Origin of the sequence: Streptomyces sp. NBC_00259, assembly GCF_036181745.1 — a bacterium.
Classification (GTDB): domain Bacteria; phylum Actinomycetota; class Actinomycetes; order Streptomycetales; family Streptomycetaceae; genus Streptomyces; species Streptomyces pratisoli.
In genome coordinates, this window is sequence record NZ_CP108080.1 from 2,623,762 (window position 1) to 2,644,137 (window position 20,376).

Annotated in this window: 17 protein-coding genes; 9 read left to right on the forward strand and 8 right to left on the reverse strand. The window is 70.6% G+C overall.

The window, feature by feature from the left end; genetic code table 11:
• Window positions 1–372: 372 nt before the first annotated feature.
• Window positions 373–1,587 carry an acyltransferase family protein gene (locus tag OG766_RS11785; protein WP_328725250.1) on the forward strand — a complete coding sequence of 405 codons (1,215 nt, stop codon included), beginning with the start codon at window positions 373–375 and terminating at the stop codon, window positions 1,585–1,587.
• On the opposite strand, the gene OG766_RS11790 is transcribed toward OG766_RS11785, so the two are convergent.
• A complete protein-coding gene (locus OG766_RS11790; RefSeq protein ID WP_328725251.1) occupies window positions 1,535–1,984 on the reverse strand; it encodes an HD domain-containing protein in 450 nt (149 codons plus the stop codon). The two genes, OG766_RS11785 and OG766_RS11790, sit on opposite strands and share 53 nt — an antisense overlap.
• 76 nt (window positions 1,985–2,060) lie before the next feature.
• Window positions 2,061–3,203, reverse strand: a complete 1,143-nt coding sequence (locus OG766_RS11795) for a PP2C family protein-serine/threonine phosphatase (protein WP_266374209.1) — start codon at window positions 3,201–3,203, stop codon at window positions 2,061–2,063.
• A gap of 106 nt (window positions 3,204–3,309) precedes the next feature.
• Here OG766_RS11795 and OG766_RS11800 point away from each other — a divergent pair, with 106 nt between their 5' ends.
• Window positions 3,310–4,545, forward strand: a complete 1,236-nt coding sequence (locus OG766_RS11800) for a GNAT family N-acetyltransferase (RefSeq protein WP_266374208.1) — start codon at window positions 3,310–3,312, stop codon at window positions 4,543–4,545.
• 93 nt (window positions 4,546–4,638) lie between these two features.
• Here OG766_RS11800 and OG766_RS11805 read toward each other — a convergent pair whose 3' ends face one another.
• The gene (locus OG766_RS11805) at window positions 4,639–5,448 is read right to left on the reverse strand and encodes an Fpg/Nei family DNA glycosylase (protein ID WP_266374207.1); all 810 of its coding nucleotides are present in this window, start codon (window positions 5,446–5,448) and stop codon (window positions 4,639–4,641) included.
• Window positions 5,448–5,942, reverse strand: coding sequence for a ribose-5-phosphate isomerase (locus OG766_RS11810; RefSeq protein ID WP_266374206.1), 495 nt, complete (start codon window positions 5,940–5,942; stop codon window positions 5,448–5,450). Before OG766_RS11810 ends, OG766_RS11805 begins: the two co-directional genes overlap by 1 nt.
• 206 nt (window positions 5,943–6,148) lie before the next feature.
• On the opposite strand from OG766_RS11810, the gene OG766_RS11815 reads away from it, so the two are divergent.
• Window positions 6,149–7,618: an amino acid permease gene (locus OG766_RS11815; protein WP_266374205.1), complete on the forward strand. Its 1,470-nt coding sequence runs from the start codon at window positions 6,149–6,151 to the stop codon at window positions 7,616–7,618.
• A gap of 119 nt (window positions 7,619–7,737) precedes the next feature.
• Here OG766_RS11815 and OG766_RS11820 read toward each other — a convergent pair whose 3' ends face one another.
• On the reverse strand, window positions 7,738–8,346 hold the full coding sequence (locus OG766_RS11820) for a biotin transporter BioY (RefSeq protein WP_328725252.1): 609 nt from the start codon (window positions 8,344–8,346) through the stop codon (window positions 7,738–7,740).
• 256 nt (window positions 8,347–8,602) lie between these two features.
• Here OG766_RS11820 and OG766_RS11825 point away from each other — a divergent pair, with 256 nt between their 5' ends.
• The 4 genes from OG766_RS11825 to OG766_RS11840 all read left to right on the forward strand — a co-directional run bounded on the left by OG766_RS11825 (window position 8,603) and on the right by OG766_RS11840 (window position 13,880).
• Complete coding sequence (locus OG766_RS11825; RefSeq protein ID WP_266374203.1) at window positions 8,603–9,997, forward strand: amino acid permease; 1,395 nt, start codon at window positions 8,603–8,605, stop codon at window positions 9,995–9,997.
• Window positions 9,998–10,111: 114 nt separating this feature from the next.
• Window positions 10,112–11,590, forward strand: a complete 1,479-nt coding sequence (locus OG766_RS11830; RefSeq protein ID WP_328725253.1) for an amino acid permease — start codon at window positions 10,112–10,114, stop codon at window positions 11,588–11,590.
• A 281-nt stretch (window positions 11,591–11,871) separates the two neighbouring features.
• A complete protein-coding gene (locus OG766_RS11835) occupies window positions 11,872–12,945 on the forward strand; it encodes a glycerophosphodiester phosphodiesterase family protein (RefSeq protein ID WP_328725255.1) in 1,074 nt (357 codons plus the stop codon).
• A 290-nt stretch (window positions 12,946–13,235) separates the two neighbouring features.
• Window positions 13,236–13,880, forward strand: a complete 645-nt coding sequence (locus tag OG766_RS11840) for a superoxide dismutase (protein WP_266377984.1) — start codon at window positions 13,236–13,238, stop codon at window positions 13,878–13,880.
• 146 nt (window positions 13,881–14,026) lie between these two features.
• Here OG766_RS11840 and OG766_RS11845 read toward each other — a convergent pair whose 3' ends face one another.
• Window positions 14,027–14,659 (reverse strand): DsbA family oxidoreductase, encoded by a 633-nt coding sequence (locus OG766_RS11845; protein ID WP_266374200.1) that lies wholly within the window; start codon window positions 14,657–14,659, stop codon window positions 14,027–14,029.
• 132 nt (window positions 14,660–14,791) lie between these two features.
• On the opposite strand from OG766_RS11845, the gene pepN reads away from it, so the two are divergent.
• Window positions 14,792–17,362: an aminopeptidase N gene (gene pepN / locus OG766_RS11850; RefSeq protein ID WP_328725257.1), complete on the forward strand. Its 2,571-nt coding sequence runs from the start codon at window positions 14,792–14,794 to the stop codon at window positions 17,360–17,362.
• A 204-nt stretch (window positions 17,363–17,566) separates the two neighbouring features.
• Window positions 17,567–18,601 carry a hypothetical protein gene (locus OG766_RS11855; RefSeq protein ID WP_266374198.1) on the forward strand — a complete coding sequence of 345 codons (1,035 nt, stop codon included), beginning with the start codon at window positions 17,567–17,569 and terminating at the stop codon, window positions 18,599–18,601.
• A 4-nt stretch (window positions 18,602–18,605) separates the two neighbouring features.
• Here the strand turns inward: OG766_RS11855 and OG766_RS11860 are convergent, their stop codons facing one another.
• Both OG766_RS11860 and OG766_RS11865 read right to left on the reverse strand, forming a co-directional pair.
• Entirely contained in the window at window positions 18,606–19,790 is a 1,185-nt protein-coding gene (locus tag OG766_RS11860) for a serine hydrolase domain-containing protein (protein WP_328725259.1), read from the reverse strand.
• Window positions 19,791–19,889: 99 nt separating this feature from the next.
• Window positions 19,890–20,357 carry an NUDIX hydrolase gene (locus OG766_RS11865; RefSeq protein WP_266374195.1) on the reverse strand — a complete coding sequence of 156 codons (468 nt, stop codon included), beginning with the start codon at window positions 20,355–20,357 and terminating at the stop codon, window positions 19,890–19,892.
• Window positions 20,358–20,376: the final 19 nt, after the last annotated feature.

Consider the following 20,376-nt stretch of genomic DNA (forward strand, 5'->3'; position numbering starts at 1 on the left):
CCGCCCGGGAGTCGTGCGGCCCAGCACTCCCCCGGTCCCACCATGGTGCCACCAACCTCCGTGCGACGACGGCCACCTGACGCACCGTCGACGGATGGATCGGGCCACATCCACCGGGCGCCGACCCGTGGGGCGGCGCCGTAGCACCGTTTACTGCTACCCGCCGGTGCGAAATACACACACCCCGGTCACAGGAAATTCAGGCAATATTCGGTGAGCAAATTCACCCTTGCATTGCGGCTCGGCGATTCGCCCCGTTTAAGGGGGATTAATTGGGGCATATTGGGCGTTTGGTGGTCGTGTCGGTGGCGAATGCACGACTTCTGCGAGCGGGTTTTACGTATTCGATTGAACGCGGTTAGGGTGCCTCGAATGTTCCACGCGCCGAATGGATTGCAGAGGGACCGGCTCCCCGAGGCTTCCCGCGAGCCGGAGCCCGTCCGCGACACGATCGCGACAACCGCGACGAGCGTGACGGCCGCGTCAGCGACCGCCGCGAAGGCCACGACCGCGCCTGGGGCCGCGGCCGAACCGGCCAAGAGACGCGACGCCTACTTCGACAACGCCAAGTACCTGGCGATCGTGCTGGTGGCGGTGGCCCACGCGTGGGAGCCGCTGATGGACGGCAGCCGCGCCACCAGGGCGGCGTACATGTTCGTCTACACCTTCCACATGCCGGCGTTCATCATCATCTCCGGCTACTTCTCGCGGAGCTTCACGGCCCGGCCCGACCAGCTGAAGCGGCTGGTGAGCGGGGTCGTGGTGCCGTACGTCGTCTTCGAGGTGGCGTACACGCTCTTCAAGCGCTGGGCCGACGACGACCCGGACTACCCGTTCAGCATGAACGATCCGCTCTATCTGACCTGGTTCCTGATCGCGCTGTTCGTGTGGCGGCTGTCGACGCCGCTGTGGCGCTCGGTCAAGTGGCCGCTGGCGATCGCCCTGGCCCTCGCGGCGATCGGAACGCTCACCCCGGGGATGGGCCAGAGCCTCGACCTCCAGCGGATCCTGCAGTTCCTGCCGTTCTTCGTGCTCGGTCTGTCGATGAAGCCGGAGCACTTCCAGATGCTGCGGCGCCGCGAGGTGCGGCTGCTGGCGCTGCCGGTGTTCGCGGGCGCGGCGGTGTTCACGTACTGGGCGGCGCCGGACGTCCGGATGGGCTGGTTCTACCACTCCAGCAGCGCCGTGGAACTGGAGGCGCCCTGGTGGACGGGGCCCCTCATGACGCTCGGGCTGTTCGTCTGCGGGCTGGTGCTCACCGCGGCCTTCCTCGCCTGGGTGCCGCGCCGCAGGACCTGGTTCACCGTGCTGGGCGCGGGCACCATCTGCGGCTATCTGCTGCACGGCTTCCTGGTGAAGTCCCTCGACTATCTCGGACTGGTGGCGCAGCACCCCTGGCTGGCCGAGCCCGCCGGGGAGATCGTGGTGACGCTGGCGGCCGCCGCGGCCGTGACCCTGCTCTGCACACCGCCGGTGCGCCGTGCGCTGCGGTTCGCGACGGAGCCGGAGCTGTCGTGGGCGTTCCGGCGGGACGTCACCGAGCTGTCAGGCCGAGCAGCCGGCGCATCGTCGCGTACTTCTCGCTGAGGCGGGCCCGGGTCGGCCCGTCGAGCACGGCGAGGCGGGCCGGGTCCGCGTTGTGCGCGAGGTCGGACTCCTTGACGAGGAGGGCGCCGGGGGTGGCGAGGATGCGCCGGGCATACGCAGCTGCCTCCTCCCCCGGACGCTTCGTCATCGCGTCGACCATGTCCTTGACGGACTGCGGGAGTTCGGCGGCCTCCAGCCACTCCCGCGACAGTACGTCGTCCTCGACCGCGTCGTGCAGCCAGGCCGCGGCGATCTGTTCGTCGGTGCCGCCCCTGGCCCGTACGCCCTCGGCCACGGCCTGGATGTGCTCGGCGTAGGGCCGTCCCGCCTTGTCCGTCTGGTGCGCGTGGGCCTCGCGGGCGATCGCTTCGACCTGGGCGAGCGTGAGGTGGGGCATGCGTCCGACTCTACGGGCGCCGGACCGCTCGCGGAGCGGTCACAGGCGTTCGGGAGGTCAGGGGGCGTTCGGGAACTCAGGGCTCCCGGCGGACGAGCAGCAGGGCGCGGTCGTCGTTGACGTCCTTCGCCACGGCTTCTATGAGATGCCAGGCGGCACCCTCGAATCCCGTCGCCACATAGCGGTCGGCCTCACCGGTCAGCCGGTCCATGCCCTCGGCGATCTCACGGTCGTTCGCCTCGACGAGTCCGTCGGTGAACAGCATCAGCACGTCGCCGGGGCACAAGGTGCCCTTGATGGGGTCGAACTGGGCACCGTCGTAGACGCCGAGGAGCGGGCCCTCGGCGGACTTCTCCTCCCAGCGGCCGGTGCCGGAGTGGAGCTGCAGGGCGGGCAGATGGCCCGCGGAGAGCAGCTCGTAGTCGCCGGAGTCCAGGTCGAGGACGAGATGGATGGAGGTGGCGAAGCCCTCGTCCCAGTCCTGGCGCAGGAGATAGCCGTTGGCCGCGGGCAGAAAGCCGTGCGGCGGGAGGGAGCCGAGCAGGCCGCCGAAGGCTCCGGACAGCAGCAGGGCGCGGGAGCCGGCGTCCATGCCCTTGCCCGAGACATCGGTGAGGACGACTTCGAGGGTGCGGCCGCCGTTGGTGCGGGCGGCGACGACGAAGTCACCGGAGAAGGACTGGCCGCCGGCCGGGCGCAGCGCCATCTCGCGGTGCCAGCCCTTGGGCAGCCTGGGCAGGGCGCTCTGCACCCGGATGCGTTCACGGAGGTCGAAGAGCATGGTGCCGCCGCGTCGCCAGGGCACGCCGACCCGGGCCCGGAACTGGGCGATGAGCAGCCCGAAGAATCCGCAGGCGGCCACGACCAGCACGGTTCCGGGTGTGACCCGCGCCGGGCCCTCCATGTACGGGCCCAGCATCAACGCCTCGACGATCAGGGCTCCGGCCGCGGCCGCGTACAGCCCCAGCAGGCTGGCGGGCCGCAGCAGCAGTCCGCCGGCGACGATCGGCAGGACGAGGGCGGCTGGCGCGCACCAGACCGGCATCAGGATCGTGCCGCAGGCGATCGCCGGCACGGTCAGCAGCAGCCCGACCAGCGCGATCCAGTCGGAGCCGTCGCCACGGAAGTAGTCGACACCGGATTTGCGCAGCGCGGTGCGGGCCCGGTGCATCGATTTGCGCCACCGGGCCGTGTACGAGTCTGCTGCGCCACGTGCCATCGTCGGCGACCCTATCCACCCGCTCGGGCGGCGTGCAGGGGGACCCCATGACATTGCGTTCGAAATCGGGTCGCGACGGGACGCTCCGCGCTGGTACTCATGGCTCATGGCGACTGCGACTGAACTGCGGATGCTCCAGCGCGAGCAGTGGGACCGGTGGTACGGGAAACTGGAGCTCGCCTTCGGCGGTGTCCCGGAGAGCCGTGAGGAGCGCGAGCTGTGGAGCGCGCTGACCGAGTGCGATCGCTCGATGGGCGCGTGGGACGGCGACGAGTGCGTCGGTACGGCCGGGGCGTTCGGTTTCCATGTGTCGGTGCCGGGCGGGGCGTTCGTGCCCGCGGCCGGCGTGACGATGGTGAGTGTGGCGGCCACGCACCGGCGGCGCGGGGTGCTTACGTCGATGATGCGGCGCCAGCTGGACGACGTCCGCGCGTGGGGCGAGCCGCTCGCGGTGCTGACGGCGTCCGAGCCGGACATCTACGGCCGGTTCGGCTACGGCATCGCGACACATCAGCTGACTCTGGACATCGACACGACCCGGGCGCGGATCGCCGCGCCGCCGGGGACGGACGACGTGCGGCTGCGGTTCGCGCCGGTCGAGGAGTCGGCCGAGGCGTGCGAGGCGGTGTATCTGCGCACGATCGGTTCACGGCCCGGGATGTTCGCGCGGAAGCCGGGCTGGGAGCGGCTGCCGCTGCTCGATCCGGCGTCCGAGCGGGAGGGCGCCTCGCCGATGCAGTGCGTGCTCGCCGAGCGGGACGGTGAGGTCGTGGGCTATGTGCGGTTCCACAACAAGCCGGAGTGGGACGCGTTCGGCCCGGGCGGCTCGATCACGCTGCGGCAGATCGACGCGCTGGACCCGGCGGCGTACGCGGCGCTGTGGCGCTTCCTCTTCGACATCGACCTGACGTCGCGGGTCCAGGCCCGGAACCGGCCGGTGGACGATCCGCTGCTGGGGCTCGTCACGGACGTCCGGCGCTGCGGTGTCCGGGTGCGGGACTCTCTGCACGTACGGCTGGTGGACCTGGCCGCGGCGCTCGCGGCGCGGACGTACCAGGCGCCTGTGGAGGTCGTGTTCGAGGTCGAGGACGCGTTCTGCCCCTGGAACGAGGGGCGCTGGCGGCTCATGGGCGACGCCAAGGGCGCGTCGTGCGAGCGGACGACGGCCGCGGCGGACCTGGCGCTGTCCGCAAGGGAGTTGGGGGCGGCCTATCTGGGCGGGGTGACGCTGTCGTCGCTGGCGGCGGCGGGACGCGTACGGGAACTGCGGGGCGGCGCGCTGGCGGAGGCGTCGGTGGCGTTCGGCTCCGACGTCGCGCCGTGGCTGCCGCACGGGTTCTAGAACGGCCCCGGCGGCGCGCCCGAAGCGGAACAGCGGCGCCGGCGGAAGAACTGCGCCGACGGAACAGCCGCGCCGCCGGAACAGCGGTGCCGGCTAGGCCCGTTGGCAGGCCGGGCACCAGAAGAGATTGCGGGCGGCGAGATCGGCGGTGCGGATCTCGCCGCCACAGATGTGGCAGGGCTGGTGCGCCCTGCGGTAGACGTAGACCTCGCCGCCGTGGTCGTCGACGCGGGGCGGGCGGCCCATGGCCTCGGGGGTGTGCTCGGGGCGGACGGTGTCGATGCGGTTGTGGCGTACGCCTTCGCGCATGAGCGCGACCAGGTCCGCCCAGACGGCGTGCCACTCGCGCCGGGTGAGGTCCTTCCCCGCCCGGTACGGATCGATGCCGTGCCGGAAGAGGACTTCCGCGCGGTAGACGTTGCCGACGCCCGCGATGATCTTCTGGTCCATGAGCAGGGCCGCCACGGTCGTACGGGAGCGGGAGATCCTGGCCCAGGCCCGGTCCGGGCCGTCGGACGGGCGGAGCGGGTCGGGCCCGAGGCGGTCGTGTATCGCCTGCTTCTCGCCGTCCGTGAGCAGCGCACAGGTGGTGGGGCCGCGCAGGTCGACGTAGGACTCGGGGTTCGCGAGCCGCAGCCGCACCGTGTCGGTGGGCGGCGGCAGGGGCGCGCCGCCGAAGTTCACCTTGCCGAAGAGGCCCAGGTGGATGTGGATCCACTCCTGGCCGCCGAAGCCGAGGAAGAGGTGCTTGCCGTGCGCGTCGGTGCGCTCCAGCACCGTGCCGTCGAGCAGCGCGGCGGAGTCGGCGAACTTGCCCTGCGGGCTGGTCACCCGCACGGACCGGCCGCCGAACCGTTCCCGGTAGTCGGCGGCCAGTCGGTGGATCGTGTGCCCTTCGGGCATCAGGCGGTCGGCTCCTGCGGGTGGTGGGCCGGGACCGGGGGCAGCTCGCCGGTGGTCTCGTACGTCGAGAGCATCTCGATACGGCGGGTGTGACGCTCCTCACCCGAGTACGGGGTCTTGAGGAAGACCTCGACGAAGGTGGTCGCCTCGTCGGTGGTGTGCATCCGGGCGCCGACGGCGACGACGTTGGCGTCGTTGTGCTCACGGCCGAGGGTGGCGGTCTGCACGCTCCACGCCAGCGCGGCACGGACGCCCTTGACCTTGTTCGCGGCGATCTGCTCGCCGTTGCCGGAGCCGCCGATCACGATGCCGAGGGCGTCCGGGTCGGCGGCCGTCCGCTCGGCGGCACGCAGGCAGAACGGCGGGTAGTCGTCCTGGGCGTCGTAGATGTGGGGACCGCAGTCGACGGGCTCGTGGCCGTGAGCCGTGAGCCACTCGACGAGGTGGTTCTTGAGTTCGAAGCCGGCATGGTCGGAGCCGAGGTACACGCGCATGATCCGAGTGTGGCACGCGAGGAGCGGGGCAGGCGTCAGCGGGGTCGTACCGAGGGCCCTGTCGGAGGAGCCGCGCAGGGTCCGGAGCGCGATGGGGCGAAGTGGCACACCTCACGAAACGGAGTGAGCTCTTCCATACCGACGGGTCACCGGTTTGAATGCGGAGGCTCGTCACCCGAGCGACTCGCACACGTAAGGAATCGTCCATGAGCTCGCAGCCGACCCTTACGAAGGCAGGCGTAACGCCCGGAGAACCCGGGAATTCGCAGCCTTCGGACGGTCTCAAGGCCGGCCTGAAGAATCGCCATCTGTCCATGATCGCCATCGGTGGTGTGATCGGCGCAGGACTGTTCGTCGGTTCCTCCGGCGGCATCGCCGCGGCCGGCCCCGCCATCCTGGTGTCGTACCTGCTCGTCGGCGCGCTGGTCGTGTTCGTGATGCGGATGCTCGGCGAGATGGCCGCCGCGAGCCCGAACTCTGGCTCCTTCTCGGCGTACGCCGACCGCGCGCTCGGCCGCTGGGCGGGCTTCTCCATCGGCTGGCTCTACTGGTTCTTCTGGGTCGTCGTGCTGGCGGTCGAGGCGACCGCGGGCGCGGTGATCCTCGAGAGCTGGATCCCGGCCGTGCCGCAGTGGGGCTGGGCACTGATCGTGATGGTCGTGCTGACCGCGACCAACCTGGTCTCGGTCTCGTCGTACGGCGAGTTCGAGTTCTGGTTCGCGGGCATCAAGGTCGTCGCCATCGGCGGCTTCGTGATCATCGGTCTGCTGGCCGTGTTCGGCGTGCTGCCGGGCTCCGACAACCCGGGCGCGGGCTTCGCGCACCTGACCGACTCGGGCGGCTTCCTTCCCAACGGCGCGGGCGCCATCCTCACCGGTGTGCTGATGGTCGTCTTCTCCTTCATGGGCAGCGAGATCGTCACGCTGGCGGCCGGTGAGTCCGAGGACCCGCGCCGCGCGGTCACCAAGGCCACCAACAGCGTGATCTGGCGCATCGCCGTCTTCTACCTGGGCTCGATCTTCGTGGTCCTGACGCTGCTGCCGTGGAACGACAAGTCGATCATCGAGAAGGGCTCGTACGTCGCGGCCCTGGACTCGATCGGCATCCCGTACGCCGGCCAGATCATGAACGTCATCGTGCTGACGGCGGTCCTGTCCTGCCTGAACTCCGGCCTCTACACCGCCTCGCGCATGGCCTTCTCGCTGGGCCAGCGCGGTGACGCGCCGAAGGCCTTCGCCAAGGTCAGCGCCAAGGGTGTGCCGACCGCCGCGATCCTGGGCTCCGTCGTCTTCGGCTTCGGCGCCGTGTACGCCAACTACGCGTACAAGGACTCGGTCTTCTCCTTCCTGCTGAACTCCTCGGGTGCCGTGGCGCTGTTCGTGTGGCTGGTCATCTGCTTCACCCAGCTGCGCATGCGCAAGATCCTGCTGCGCGAGGCGCCGGAGAAGCTGACGGTGAAGATGTGGCTCTTCCCGTACCTGACCTGGGCGACCGCCGCGATGATCACCTTCGTGCTGGTCTACATGCTCTTCGACGACGCGAACCGTGAGGTCGTGCTCTGGTCGGTGGCCGTCGCGGCCGTCGTGCTGATCATCGGCTTCGTGCTCGACCGGGTGCGGCCGAAGCAGGCCGTGGACGCCGAGCCGGCGCAGCAGATCGAGGACGCCAGGGTCTGAACGGATTGAACCCGGCGCAGCGCCTGACGGCTTGCGTCAGGCCCTGCCGGTAGACACGAAAGAGGCTCGCCCGGGTCGGTGATTCGACCCGGGCGAGCCTCTTTCGTGCGCTTACGGCCTCAGCCGCGGCGGCCGATGAGCTTCCAGGCGGTGGGCAGCGCGCCCATCGCCAGCGCGGCCTTGAGCGCGTCACCGATCAGGAACGGGACGAGACCCGCCGACACGGCCTGGGCGAGCGTCATTCCGGTGGCGAGGGCCAGATACGGCACGCCGACCGCGTAGATGATCGCGGAGCCGAGGACCATCGAGCCCGCGGTGCGCAGGACGGAGCGGTCGGCGCCGCGGCGGGCAAGGGCGCCGACCACGGTGGCGGCGAGCAGCATGCCGAGGATGTAGCCGAAGGACGGCATGGCGTAGCCGGAGGTGCCCTCGGCGAACCACGGCATGCCCGCCATCCCGGCGAGCGCGTACAGCGCGAGGGAGAGGAAGCCCCGGCGGGTGCCGAGCGCGGTGCCGACGAGCAGCGCGGCGAAGGTCTGGCCGGTGACCGGGACCGGGGAGCCCGGGACCGGGACCGAGATCTGTGCCGCGATGCCCGTGAGCACCGCGCCGCCGACGACGAGGGCGATGTCCTTCGTGCGGGAGGCGGGCAGCAGGTCGGCGAGGGTCCCCCGGCCTTCGGCATGGGGAAGCCCACCCGATCGGACGGGGGCGGCAGCGGTGCTCATCGGGTCTCCTGAAGTCAGTGTGGACATGGCGACGTTAGCCCAGGAGTGAACGACCGATCACCGTCAGCCGATGACAAAGGCCCGGTCCGCGGCTTGGTGGAGTTCACACAAAGCGGTTCCGGCACGCACCGATGCCGAGTGATGCTCGTCACTGAGGTGACGGGACGAGGGAGCCCGTTTTGGCGATCGGAACGATGCTCGGGGAGACTGTAGGTTCCCCATAAATCCCCACAGTCCCCCGAGAGCCCCCAGCACCATGCACGATGCACCGCCCAGCCTGCCGGCCACCGAGGCAGAACCTCTGTCGCACGGGCTGAAGCAGCGGCACCTGACCATGCTCGGCCTCGGCGGGGTGATCGGTGCGGGGCTGTTCGTCGGCTCGGGCGCCGGGATCGCGCTCGCGGGCCCCGGCATCGTGATCTCGTATCTGCTCGCCGGCGCGCTGGCGATGCTCGTGATGCGCATGCTCGGCGAGATGTCGGCGGCGATGCCCGCGTCCGGCGCCTTCTCCGTGCACGCCGAGCGGGCGCTGGGCCGCTGGGCCGGCTTCAGCGTCGGCTGGCTGTACTGGTTCCTGCTGGTGGTCGTGCTCGCCGTGGAGGCGACGGGCGCGGCGACGATCGCCCACGGCTGGGTTCCGGGCGTTCCGCAGTGGACCTGGGTGCTGGTCTTCATGGTGGTCTTCACGGTCGCCAACCTCGCCGCGGTGAAGAACTTCGGCGAGTTCGAGTTCTGGTTCGCCGCGCTGAAGGTCGGCGCGATCGTCCTCTTCCTGCTGCTGGGCACGCTGGCGATCCTCGGTGTGCTTCCCGACACGGACCCGGTCGGGCTGAGCAATCTGACCGGCCAGGGCGGATTCCTGCCGAGCGGCTGGGCGGGCGTCGTCTCCGGAGTCCTCGCCGTGGTCTTCGCCTTCGGCGGCCTGGAGGTCGTCACGATCGCGGCCGCCGAGTCGAAGGACCCGGCCCGCGCGGTCGGGCGAGCCGTGCGCAGCGCCGTGTGGCGCATCCTCCTCTTCTACGTCGGCTCGATGCTGGTCATCGTGACCGTGCTGCCGTGGACCGCGATGAAGCCGGGCCAAAGCCCGTACGTCGCCGTCCTCGACGCGATCGGGGTGCCCGGGGCCGCGCAGATCATGAACATCGTGGTGTTCGTGGCGCTGCTGTCCGCCCTCAACGCCAACCTCTACGGCTCGTCCCGGATGGTGTTCTCGCTCGCCGAGCGCGGCGAGGCGCCCGCGGGTCTGCTGAAGGTCTCCGAGGGCGGGGTGCCGCGCCGGGCGGTGTTCGCGTCGGTCGCCTTCGGCTTCGTCTCCGTACTGCTCAACCTGAAGTGGCCGGACACCGTCTTCCTCTACATGCTCAACGCGGTCGGCGCGGTGCTGCTGTTCGTCTGGGGCCTGGTCGCCGTGTCACAGCTGCGGCTGCGCCGGCGGATCGAACGCGAGGCGCCGGAGAAGCTGACCCTGAAGATGTGGTGCTTCCCGTGGCTGACCTGGGTGGCGCTGGCCGGGATCGCGGCGGTGCTGGTGCTGATGCTGGGTGACGACGGCGCGCGCCCGCAGGTGCTGTGGTCGGCCGCGGCGACGGCGGCGGTGCTGCTGGTGGCGTGGTTGCGGGAGTTGCGCGACCTGCGGGCGAGCCGTGCCTGACCCTTCACAGTGTGTGAGCATCTTGTCCGTATAGCGGTCCCGCGTGCTCCGTGAGCGGTACGACCCGCAGACTGTGGGCCACTCCCCTTTCCCGCTCATGAACAGGGCACGCCCATGTCTCGGACCTCGGCGCCCGCGCCGGTCGACACCAAAGTCGACTCGGCGCTCGCGCACGGCCTCAAGCAGCGCCATCTGTCGATGATCGCCCTCGGCGGTGTGATCGGCGCAGGCCTCTTCGTCGGCTCCGGCGCCGGTATCGCCGCCGCCGGACCGTCGATCGTCATCGCCTACGCGATCTCCGGCCTGCTCGTCATGCTCGTGATGCGCATGCTCGGCGAGATGTCGGCGGCGAACCCGGCCTCCGGCTCCTTCTCGGTGCACGCCGAGCGGGCGATCGGCCCCTGGGCGGGCTTCACGGCGGGCTGGGCTTTCTGGTTCCTGCTCTGTGTGGCGGTCGGCCTCGAGGGCATCGGCGCCGCGAAGATCGTCACCGGCTGGCTGCCGGGCACGCCCGAATGGGCCTGGGTCGCGCTGTTCATGCTGGTCTTCTGCGTCACCAACCTCGCGGCCGTGAAGAACTTCGGCGAGTTCGAGTTCTGGTTCGCCGCGCTGAAGGTGGGCGCGATCGTCCTCTTCCTCGGTCTCGGTGTGCTCGCGATCGTGGGAGTGCTGCCCGGCAGCGACGCCCCCGGCACCGCGAACCTCACGGGTGACGGCGGCTTCATGCCCAACGGCACCGAGGGGCTGGTCGTCGGACTGCTCGCGTCCGTCTTCGCGTACGGCGGCCTGGAGACGGTCACCATCGCCGCGGCCGAGTCCGAGCACCCGGTGCAGGGTGTGGCCAAGGCCGTCCGTACCGCGATGTGGCGCATCGCGATCTTCTACATCGGCTCCATGGCGGTCATCGTCACGCTGGTCCCGTGGGACGACAAGACCGTCGTCGAGAAGGGCCCGTACGTCGCCACGCTCGACCACCTCGGCATTCCGGCCGCCGGCCAGATCATGAACGTGGTCGTGCTGGTCGCCCTGCTCTCCGCGATGAACGCCAACATCTACGGCGCCTCCCGTATGGCCGGTTCGCTGGTCACCCGCGGCCAGGGCCCGAAGGTGCTCGGGAAGATCTCGGGCGGCGTACCGCGCGTGGCGGTGCTGACGTCCTGCGTCTTCGGCTTCGCCTGCGTACTGCTCAGCTACTGGCGGCCGAACGACGTCTTCATCTGGCTGCTCAACATGATCGGCGCGATCATCCTGGTCGTCTGGATCTTCATCGCCGTCTCGCAGCTGCTGCTGCGCCGCCGGACCGATCGCGAGGCGCCGGAGACGCTGGTCGTGCGGATGTGGGCCTACCCGTACCTCACCTGGGTGGCGCTTGCGGGCATGGCCGCGATCTTCGTCCTGATGGCCCGCGAGGAGGACACCCGTCTGCAGCTGTACTTCACGGGTGGGCTGACGGTGGCGCTGGCCGTCATCGGTGTCGTCCGTCAGGTGCTGGCCTCGACGGCGGCGCCCAAGGCGAACGAGGCCGAACCGGCCGATGCCGCCGACTCCACCGACTCCACCGACTCCACCGACTCCGCCGATGTGAAGGCGTAGCCGCCGGCCTCCCCTGGACGCGGCACGCCGCCGCCCCGCACGCGCGCCGGCGATACGGCACAGCACACCGGACCCCCGGGCCGCCTCGGCCCGGGGGTCCGGTGCGTCGCGGAACGGAGCGGATGCTTCCCCGGGTTCGGGGCCGAGCCCTTTCCGCCGCCACGCCGCACCGCGTGGTGCACGGCAGGCGTACAGGTGGTGAAGCCGCGGCCCCGGGCACGGGAGCGGGCCTAGCCTCCGGAGGCGGAAGGGGAACGTCCACAGGAATGAGGGAGAGTCGTATGTCCGTGATGCCTGGGCGTCGTTCGATACTCGTCGCGGCGGGTGCCGCCGCCGCGGCCGCGGCAGGTGCCGCCGGGACGGCGGAGGCCGTGGGGAGGACACCGCGAGGCCCCGTGGTCATCGGGCACCGGGGTGCCGCGGGATGGCGGCCGGAGCACACGGCCGCGTCGTACACGTACGCGGTGCGGGCCGGGGCCGACTGGATCGAGCCGGATCTGGTGGTCACCGGGGACCAGCGGCTGGTGGTGCGGCACGAGAACGAGATATCGGGGACGACGGACATCGCCGCGCACCCGGAGTTCGCGGACCGCCGGACCACGAAGACCATCGACGGCCGCGCCGTCACCGGCTGGTTCACCGAGGACTTCACGCTCGCGGAGCTCAGGACACTGCGCGCCGTCGAGCGCCTCCCTGCCGTCCGCAACCGCAACACCGTCTTCGACGGTCGCGAACAGATCATGACGTTCGAGGAGGTCGTGGAGCTGGCCAGGGACCTGTCCCGGCGCCACCGCCGCACCGTCGCCGTCTTCCCCGAGACCAAGCACCCCACCTACTTCCGCTCCATCGGCCTCCCCCTGGAGCCCCTGCTCGCCCGCGCCGTCCGCCGCGCCCGGCTGCGCGGCCACGAGTGCGTGGTGCAGTCCTTCGAGCCGGACAGTCTGCACCGGATCGCCGCCGAACGGCTCGGCGTACCGCTGTGGCAGGCGCTCGGGACGACCGGCGGTCCGTACGGCCATCCGGTCACGTACAAGCAGATGATGACGCCGGCGGGGCTGCGCGAGATCGCCTCGTACGCACGGTGGATCGGCCCGGACAAGTCGTCCGTCGTCCCGCCCTCGACGCTGGTCGCCGACGCGCACGCCGCGGGGCTCCGGGTCGGCGCGTACACGTTCCGCGCGGAGAACCAGTACCTGCCCGCGGACCTGCGCCGCGGCACCGACCCGAACGCGTTCGGCGACGCCTTCGCCGAGTACGAGCGGCACTTCGCCCTCGGCGTCGACGCCGTCGTCACCGACTTCCCCGACCTGGCCGCGACGGCCCGCGACGACCGTCCCGACGCCGCACGGACCTAGGCCGTGTCTGACAAATCCCGCCTGACGCGCGACGCCCGGCACCCGCACTCGCTGCGTTGTCGGAGTCATCCAAGTACGTCCAGTACGAGGATGATCTCCCCCAGCCTTCGGCGGGGGCACCCCCACCGCCTTGCGATTGCACGCACCGGACGCCGCGCACCCCGCCCTGCGGGCGGACGACGCTATCTGTCAGACGCGGCCTAGGGCGAAAGGCTGATCAAGTTCCCGACCCTCCTGCTGCTAGCCTGCAGTTGCACAAGGTTTGCAATAAGCAGTCGGAGGGCTCGGACATGGCCATGTACACGCTTCCTGAACTTCCGTACGACTACGCGGCGCTGGAGCCGGTGATCAACCCGGAGATCATCGAGCTGCACCATGACAAGCACCACGCCGCCTACGTCAAGGGCGCCAACGACACCCTCGAGCAGCTCGACGAGGCGCGTGACAAGGAAGCCTGGGGCTCGATCAACGGTCTGGAGAAGAACCTCGCGTTCCATCTCTCCGGCCACATCCTGCACAGCATCTACTGGCACAACATGACGGCGCCGAAGGAGGGCGGCGGCGGCGAGCCGCTGGCCGCGGACGGTGTCGGCGAGCTGGCGGATGCGATCACGGAGTCCTTCGGCTCGTTCGCCAGGTTCCGCACTCAGCTGTCGAAGGCCGCCGCGACCACCCAGGGCTCCGGCTGGGGCGTCCTCGCCTACGAGCCGGTCAGCGGCCGGCTGATCGTCGAGCAGGTCTACGACCACCAGGGCAACGTCGGCCAGGGCTCGGTGCCGATCCTCGTCTTCGACGCCTGGGAGCACGCCTTCTACCTGCAGTACAAGAACCAGAAGGTGGACTTCATCGACGCCATGTGGGGCGTCGTCAACTGGCAGGACGTGGCGAAGCGTTACGCGCAGGCCAAGGGGCGCACGCCGCTCATCACCCCGTGACGCACGGCTCCCGGCCGGTCGCGAAGTCGTCCTGCTCGTGATCGTCTTCTCAACCTTCACCCGCAGGCGGAAAGAAGAAGGACCCCCGCGAGGACGTGACTCGCGGGGGTCCTTCCGTAGCACGCGGCGGCTACGGGACCACGGCCTCAGGAGAAGTCGGGGCCCTTCGTCCGCGTGCGCTTGATCTCGTAGAAGCCGGGGATCGACGCCACCATCAGCGTGCCGTCCCACAGCTTCGCCGCCGCCTCGCCCTTGGGCGCGGGGGTGACGACCGGACCGAAGAAGGCGATCTGCTCGCCGTCCGACCCGGGCACGGCGATGACGGGCGTGCCGACCTCCTGGCCGACCTTGGAGATGCCCTCCTCGTGGGAGGCGCGCAGCTCGGCGTCGAACGTGTCCGACTCCGCGTGGTCCGCGAGCTCCGCCGGGAGACCCACCGCGTCCAGGGCTTCCAGGATCACCTCGGGCGTCACGCCGCGCCCCTCGTTGTGGATGCGGGTGCCGAGGGCGGTGTAGAGCGGGCCGACGACCTCGTCCCCGTGCTTCTGCTGCGCGGCGATGACGACACGGACCGGGCCCCAGGCCTGCTTCATCCCCTCGCGGTACTCCTCGGGGAGTTCGTCCATCCTGTCCTCGTTGAGCACGGCCAGGCTCATGACGTGCCAGCGCACCTCCACCGGGCGGACCTTCTCCACCTCCAGCATCCAGCGGGAGGTCATCCACGCCCAGGGGCAGAGCGGGTCGAACCAGAAGTCGGCGGGGGTCCTGTTCTCGGACATGTGTCTCCTCATACCTCGTGACCGGACGCTCCACGATTCAACGTCACCGGTCGCCGAACGCATTCCCGATGCCCGTGGTCACGAGTGCATGCGAGGATCGGTCCTGACCGAACGAGACACGAAGGAGTGGACGTGCCCGGAGAGAATCTGTCCCGCGACGAGGCCCGCAGCCGGGCCGACCTGCTGTCGGTCGAGGGGTACGAGGTCTTCCTCGACCTGCGTTCCGCGACCGGCGAGAGCAGCGAGGTCGAGCCGCGGACGTTCCGTTCGGTGACCACGATCCGGTTCCGCCGTATCGCGCCGGGTGACACCACCTTCGTCGATCTTGTCGCCCCCTCCGTGACGTCGGTGTCGCTCAACGGCCGCGAGCTGGACCCGACGGACGTGTTCGACGGCGCCCGGATCGCCCTGACCGGTCTCCAGGCGGAGAACGTGCTGGTGGTGGACGCGCAGTGCGCGTACAGCCGGACCGGTGAGGGCATGCACCGCTTCGTCGACCCGGAGGACGGCGAGGTGTATCTGTACACGCAGTACGAGCCGGCCGACGCCCGCCGGGTCTTCGCCACCTTCGAACAGCCCGACCTGAAGGCCCCCTTCCGCTTCGAGGTGGCCGCACCGGAGGGCTGGACCGTCTGGAGCAACGGCGCGGAGGAGTCCCGCGACGGACAGACCTGGCGCTTCGCGGAGACCAGGCCGATCTCCACGTACATCACGGCGGTCGTGGCCGGTCCGTACCACTACGAGACCGATCTCTACACGCGGACGTTCGACGACGGGACGACGCTGGAGATCCCGCTCGGCGCGATGTGCCGCAAGGGGCTGGCCAAGCACTTCGACGCGGACGACATCTTCCTGGTCACCAAGCAGGGCCTGGACTTCTTCCACGACCACTTCGACTACCCCTACCCGTTCGGGAAGTACGACCAGGCCTTCGTGCCGGAGTACAACATCGGCGCGATGGAGAACCCCGGATGCGTCACCTTCCGGGAGGAGTTCGTCTTCCGGGGCAAGGTGACGCAGGCGTCGTTCGAGCGGCGGGCGAACGTCATCCTGCACGAGATGGCGCACATGTGGTTCGGCGACCTGGTCACCATGCAGTGGTGGGACGACCTGTGGCTGAAGGAGTCCTTCGCGGACTTCATGGGCGCGTTCTCGCTGGTCGAGGCGACGCGTTTCCGTAACGGCTGGGTGACCTTCGCCAACAACCGCAAGTCGTGGGCGTACCGGGCGGACCAGCTGCCGTCCACGCATCCCGTCACGGCCGACATCCGTGACCTGGAGGACGCCAAGCTCAACTTCGACGGGATCACCTACGCCAAGGGCGCGTCGGTGCTGAAGCAGCTCGTCGCCTACGTGGGGCGGGACGCGTTCCTGGAGGGCGCCCGCCGGTACTTCAAGCGGCACGCGTACGGCAACACCCGCCTCGACGATCTGCTGTCGGTGCTTCAGGAGACCTCCGGGCGCGACATGAAGGCGTGGTCGCGGTCCTGGCTGGAGACCTCGGGGGTCAACTCGCTGACGCCGCAGGTCACCTATGACGCGGGCGACCGGATCACCGAGCTGGCGATCGTGCAGGACGGCGACACGCTCCGGCCGCACCGGGCGGCCGTGGGCCTCTACCGGCACGAGGGCACCGAGCTGGTGCGCTACGCCCGCGCCGAGGTGGACGTCACCGGGGTGCGGACCGTCGTGACGGAGCTGGCGGGCGAGGAGCGCCCGGCGCTGGTGCTCGTCAACGACGACGACCTGACGTACTGCAAGATCCGCTTCGACGAGGGTTCGCTGGAGACGCTGCGCGGGCACCTCGGCTCGGTGACGGACCCGCTGGCGAGGGCCCTGTGCTGGTCCGCGCTGTGGAACCTGACACGGGACGCGCTCATGCCGGCGCGCGACTTCGTCGGGCTGGTCCTCGACTTCGCCGGGCGCGAGTCGGACATCGGTGTGCTGCAGATGGTGCACGCGTGGGCACGGACGGCGCTCGTCCACTACGCGGCGCCCGAATGGCGCCAGGAGGGCGGGCGGCTGCTGGCGGAGGGTGCGCTGCGGGAGCTGCGGCTGTCCGGGCCGGGCAGTCAGCACCAGCTGACGTGGGCGCGGTTCTTCGCGACGGCGGCCACGACGGAGGCGGATCTGCAGCTGCTCCAGGGGCTGCTGGACGGCACCGCGAAGATCGACGGGCTCGATGTGGACCAGGAGCTGCGGTGGGCGTTCCTGGAGCCGCTCGCCTCGCACGGGCTCGCGGACGAGGCGGTCATCGGCGCGGAGCTGGCGCGGGACGACACCGCGTCCGGCAAGCGCCACCAGGTGCGCTGTCTGGCGGCGCGGCCGTCGGCGGCGGTCAAGGACCAGGCGTGGGCGCAGGTCGTGGAGTCGGAGGCGCTGTCCAACGCGCTGGTGGAGGCCACGATCTCGGGCTTCACGCAGGCGTCGCAGCGGGAGCTGATCGCGCCGTACGCCGAGAAGTACTTCGCGGCGATCGAGCGGGTGTGGGCCGAGCGGTCGATCCAGATCGGCATGGACGTGGTGCGGGGCCTCTTCCCGGCCCTCCAGGACGACGAGGCCACGCTCACCGCGACGGACGCCTGGCTCGACTCCCACGCCGGTGCTCCCCCGGCCCTGCGCCGTCTGGTCCTGGAGTCCCGTGACGACCTGGCCCGCGCCCTGCGCGCGCAGGCCTGCGACACGGCGGCGTCCCGCGGCTGACGGCCTTCTCCCGTCCGCGTCCCCGTGACCGTTCCCGTCCCTCGCGACGGGGGCGGTGACGGGGACGGTGCCGGGGATGCCCGCATTGTCGGGCAGAACTGATCGGCAATCGAACGTCCGTACTTTAGGACGGGGTTGTCCGGAATTGTCGACGAGCGTGTAACAGCGGTTAGGAGGCGGCCTCAGCGCGGGAATTGGCGAGGCATGAACCACAACACCCCTCTGTCTCCCCGTCCGTTGAGCGACCTCTCCGATGTGCGTCGGCGTGTGCTGTCCGCCGCTCAGCTGCGCGAGCAGGGCGTGACCGCCGCCCACGCCGCCGAGCAGTGCCGGCCCGAAGGGCCCTGGCAGCAATTGCTGCCGGGGGTGTTCCTGCTGCACCCGGGGCCGCCCACCAGTGAGGAGCGGCTGCACGGCGCACTGAAGTACGCCTCCCGCCCTGGTGAAGGCGGCGCTTGCGGCAGCGGCGAGGCGATGGTCACCGGCCTCGCGGCGCTCGCGCTGTACCGGTTCGGCTCCGCCCCGACGCTGCCGGCGCTCGACCGGATCGACGTCCTCGTGCCGCGTACCCGGCGGCTGCGGTCCGCCGGCTGCGCCCGGCTGATCCGTACGCAATCCATGCCGAAGCCGGAAGAGGTGACGGGCCTGCCCGTCGCCCCGGTGGCCCGCGCGCTGGCGGACGCCGTCGCCCGGCTCTCCGACGCGGGCGCGGTCCGCCGGCTGCTCACCGAGGCGGTGCGCGGCGGCCACTGCGAACCCTCCGCGATCGTCGGGGAGTTGAACGGCGCACGGCTGCTGTCCCGCCCACACGTCGTGGAGGCCGTCGACTCGCTCCTCGCCGAGGGCCGGGCCGTCGCCGAGGACCGGCTGTACGACCTCGTCCGGATGTACGGACTGCCCGAACCGGTGTGGAACGTGGACCTGCGCCTCGCCGGCGGCCCCCACCTCGGCGGCGTCGACGCCTACTGGCCCGAGGAGGCCGTCGCCGTGGAACTCGCCACCCGGGCCCCGCGCCCGGCCCACGCCCGGGGCCGGGCCGGGGCCCCGGGCCTGGACACGGACCTGTCCGGAAACACCACCCGGCGCGAGCACCTGGAACGGCTCGGGATCACCGTCGTCCGCATCTCCCCGAGGAAGCTGCGGGACACCCCCGTACAGCAGGCCATGGTGATCCGGACGGCCCTGATGGCCTCCTCGGACCGGGAGCCGGCGCCCTATGTCGTGGTCCTGCCCCGTTGAGCGGTCACGGCCGGCAGAACTCCGCCTCGACGACGGCCGCGCCGTCCCCCGCCCAGTCGCTGTTGAAGTTCAGCGCGAGCGCGTGACGGCCGTCCGGGGAGGTCACCGCCTCGGAGGAGGAACCGTGGATCCCTCCGCCGTGCCCCCAGACCTCCTTGCCGCAGGACAGCTTCTGCGCCATCAGGCCGAGCCCGTACCGCAGCCCCGGCGCGTCCTCGCCCATCGCAACCGTCGTGGTCATCTTCCTGACCTGGCCCTTCGGCAGCACCTTGCCGGTCAGCAGGGCGCGGTAGAAGCGGTTGAGGTCCCCGGTGGTGGAGATCATCTCGCCGGCGGACCACGCGGCTGACGCGTTCAGCTCCGTGACGTCATGGATCGCGGTGCCGGGCTCGGGTCCCACAAGGACCGAATACGCCCGCCCGCTCGGCCGCGGCATCCCCGGCCGGGTACCGGGCAACGACGTGGCGCGCAGCCCCAGTGGGCGCAGCACCCGGCGCTCCAGCTCCTGCCCGTACGGGCGGCCGGTCACCTTCTCGATGACCAGCCCGGCGAGGACGTAGTTGGTGTTGGAGTACCGCCAGTCCGTGCCGGGGGCGAAGTACGGCTCGTGTCCCATGGCGGTCCGCACGAGATCGCGGGGAGCCCAGGTGTCGTAGCGGTGCTCGAAGAATCCCTCGCCGAAGAGCTTCCGCACGAACGCGTCGTCCTCCGTGTAGCTGTAGATGCCGCTGGTGTGGTTGAGGAGCTGGCGAAGCGTGACGGAACGCCCGTCGTGGCCGTTCCCGCGGACCAGCCCCGGCAGCCACCGCTCCACGGTGTCGTCCAGGCTCAGTCTTCCCTCCGCCTCCAGCTGGAGGATCACCGTCGCGACGAAGGTCTTGGTGATGGAGCCGACCCGGAAGCGGTCCTCGGGCTTCCGCTCCCGGCCGGTCGTGCGGTCGGCGACGCCGGCCTCGCCGTTCCAGGTCGGGTGCCCGGCCCGGGCGGCCTGGGCGAGGGCTCCGGGAGAGCCCGCCTCGACGGCCTGTTCGAGCGCCTGCTGGGTGCGCTCGTGCCCGGAGCCGGAGTGGTGGGTCCGCTGCCGGGGTTCCGCCGCCGCCGGCGTCACGAGGGCGCCGGCGGCGATCGCTGCCGCCACCACCGCCACGGCGAGACGCGTCCGGACCGTTCGTACGGGACGTACTGTCATGCGAACTCTCCTGTCTGCGAGCTTCTGCGACTGGGCTCGGCGGACAGGACCCCGGCGGAACGCGAGGAGTTGAGCGGTACGCAGGGGGTTGGGCGGGTTTCAGCCGTGTGTGCGCTCGTCGCCGTCCACCCGCCCGACGGCGGGCCGCTCGCGCCACAGCTCCAGCCCGATGTCGACCAGAGCGACCCGGTCGAGCCCGGCGACGGCGTCCAGGGGGTGCCAGGCGGCGAGGTCGGTGGAGCCGTCGGGCTCGGGCCGGAGCTCACCGCCCGTGATCCGGCCTTCGTAGACGACGCGCAGGCTCTGGAAGTCCCCTCCGGGGCCGAGCTTGCGCGGTTTCCGGGTCGTCATGGAGTCGAGGCCGAGCAGAGCGGTCACCTCGGCCGTGTAGCCGGTCTCCTCCCCGACCTCACGCACGACCGTGTCGACGGGGTGTTCCCCGTGGTCCATTCCGCCGCCGGGCAGGGTCCAGCGCTTCGTGCCGTCCCGCGCCACCCAGCGCGCGAGCAGGATCTGTCCGTCCCGTATGCACACGGCGTACGCCGCGACCCTCAACTGCTGGTTCATGCGGCGAGGTTAGCCGCCG

Bases quoted from the DNA above. Each gene is read 5' to 3' on its own strand.
- OG766_RS11785 (WP_328725250.1), top strand. From the start codon at position 373: ATGTTCCACGCGCCGAATGGATTGCAGAGGGACCGGCTCCCCGAGGCT.
- OG766_RS11790 (WP_328725251.1), bottom strand. From the start codon at position 1,984: ATGCCCCACCTCACGCTCGCCCAGGTCGAAGCGATCGCCCGCGAGGCC.
- OG766_RS11795 (WP_266374209.1), bottom strand. From the start codon at position 3,203: ATGGCACGTGGCGCAGCAGACTCGTACACGGCCCGGTGGCGCAAATCG.
- OG766_RS11800 (WP_266374208.1), top strand. From the start codon at position 3,310: ATGGCGACTGCGACTGAACTGCGGATGCTCCAGCGCGAGCAGTGGGAC.
- OG766_RS11805 (WP_266374207.1), bottom strand. From the start codon at position 5,448: ATGCCCGAAGGGCACACGATCCACCGACTGGCCGCCGACTACCGGGAA.
- OG766_RS11810 (WP_266374206.1), bottom strand. From the start codon at position 5,942: ATGCGCGTGTACCTCGGCTCCGACCATGCCGGCTTCGAACTCAAGAAC.
- OG766_RS11815 (WP_266374205.1), top strand. From the start codon at position 6,149: ATGAGCTCGCAGCCGACCCTTACGAAGGCAGGCGTAACGCCCGGAGAA.
- OG766_RS11820 (WP_328725252.1), bottom strand. From the start codon at position 8,346: ATGAGCACCGCTGCCGCCCCCGTCCGATCGGGTGGGCTTCCCCATGCC.
- OG766_RS11825 (WP_266374203.1), top strand. From the start codon at position 8,603: ATGCACGATGCACCGCCCAGCCTGCCGGCCACCGAGGCAGAACCTCTG.
- OG766_RS11830 (WP_328725253.1), top strand. From the start codon at position 10,112: ATGTCTCGGACCTCGGCGCCCGCGCCGGTCGACACCAAAGTCGACTCG.
- OG766_RS11835 (WP_328725255.1), top strand. From the start codon at position 11,872: ATGTCCGTGATGCCTGGGCGTCGTTCGATACTCGTCGCGGCGGGTGCC.
- OG766_RS11840 (WP_266377984.1), top strand. From the start codon at position 13,236: ATGGCCATGTACACGCTTCCTGAACTTCCGTACGACTACGCGGCGCTG.
- OG766_RS11845 (WP_266374200.1), bottom strand. From the start codon at position 14,659: ATGTCCGAGAACAGGACCCCCGCCGACTTCTGGTTCGACCCGCTCTGC.
- OG766_RS11855 (WP_266374198.1), top strand. From the start codon at position 17,567: ATGAACCACAACACCCCTCTGTCTCCCCGTCCGTTGAGCGACCTCTCC.
- OG766_RS11860 (WP_328725259.1), bottom strand. From the start codon at position 19,790: ATGACAGTACGTCCCGTACGAACGGTCCGGACGCGTCTCGCCGTGGCG.
- OG766_RS11865 (WP_266374195.1), bottom strand. From the start codon at position 20,357: ATGAACCAGCAGTTGAGGGTCGCGGCGTACGCCGTGTGCATACGGGAC.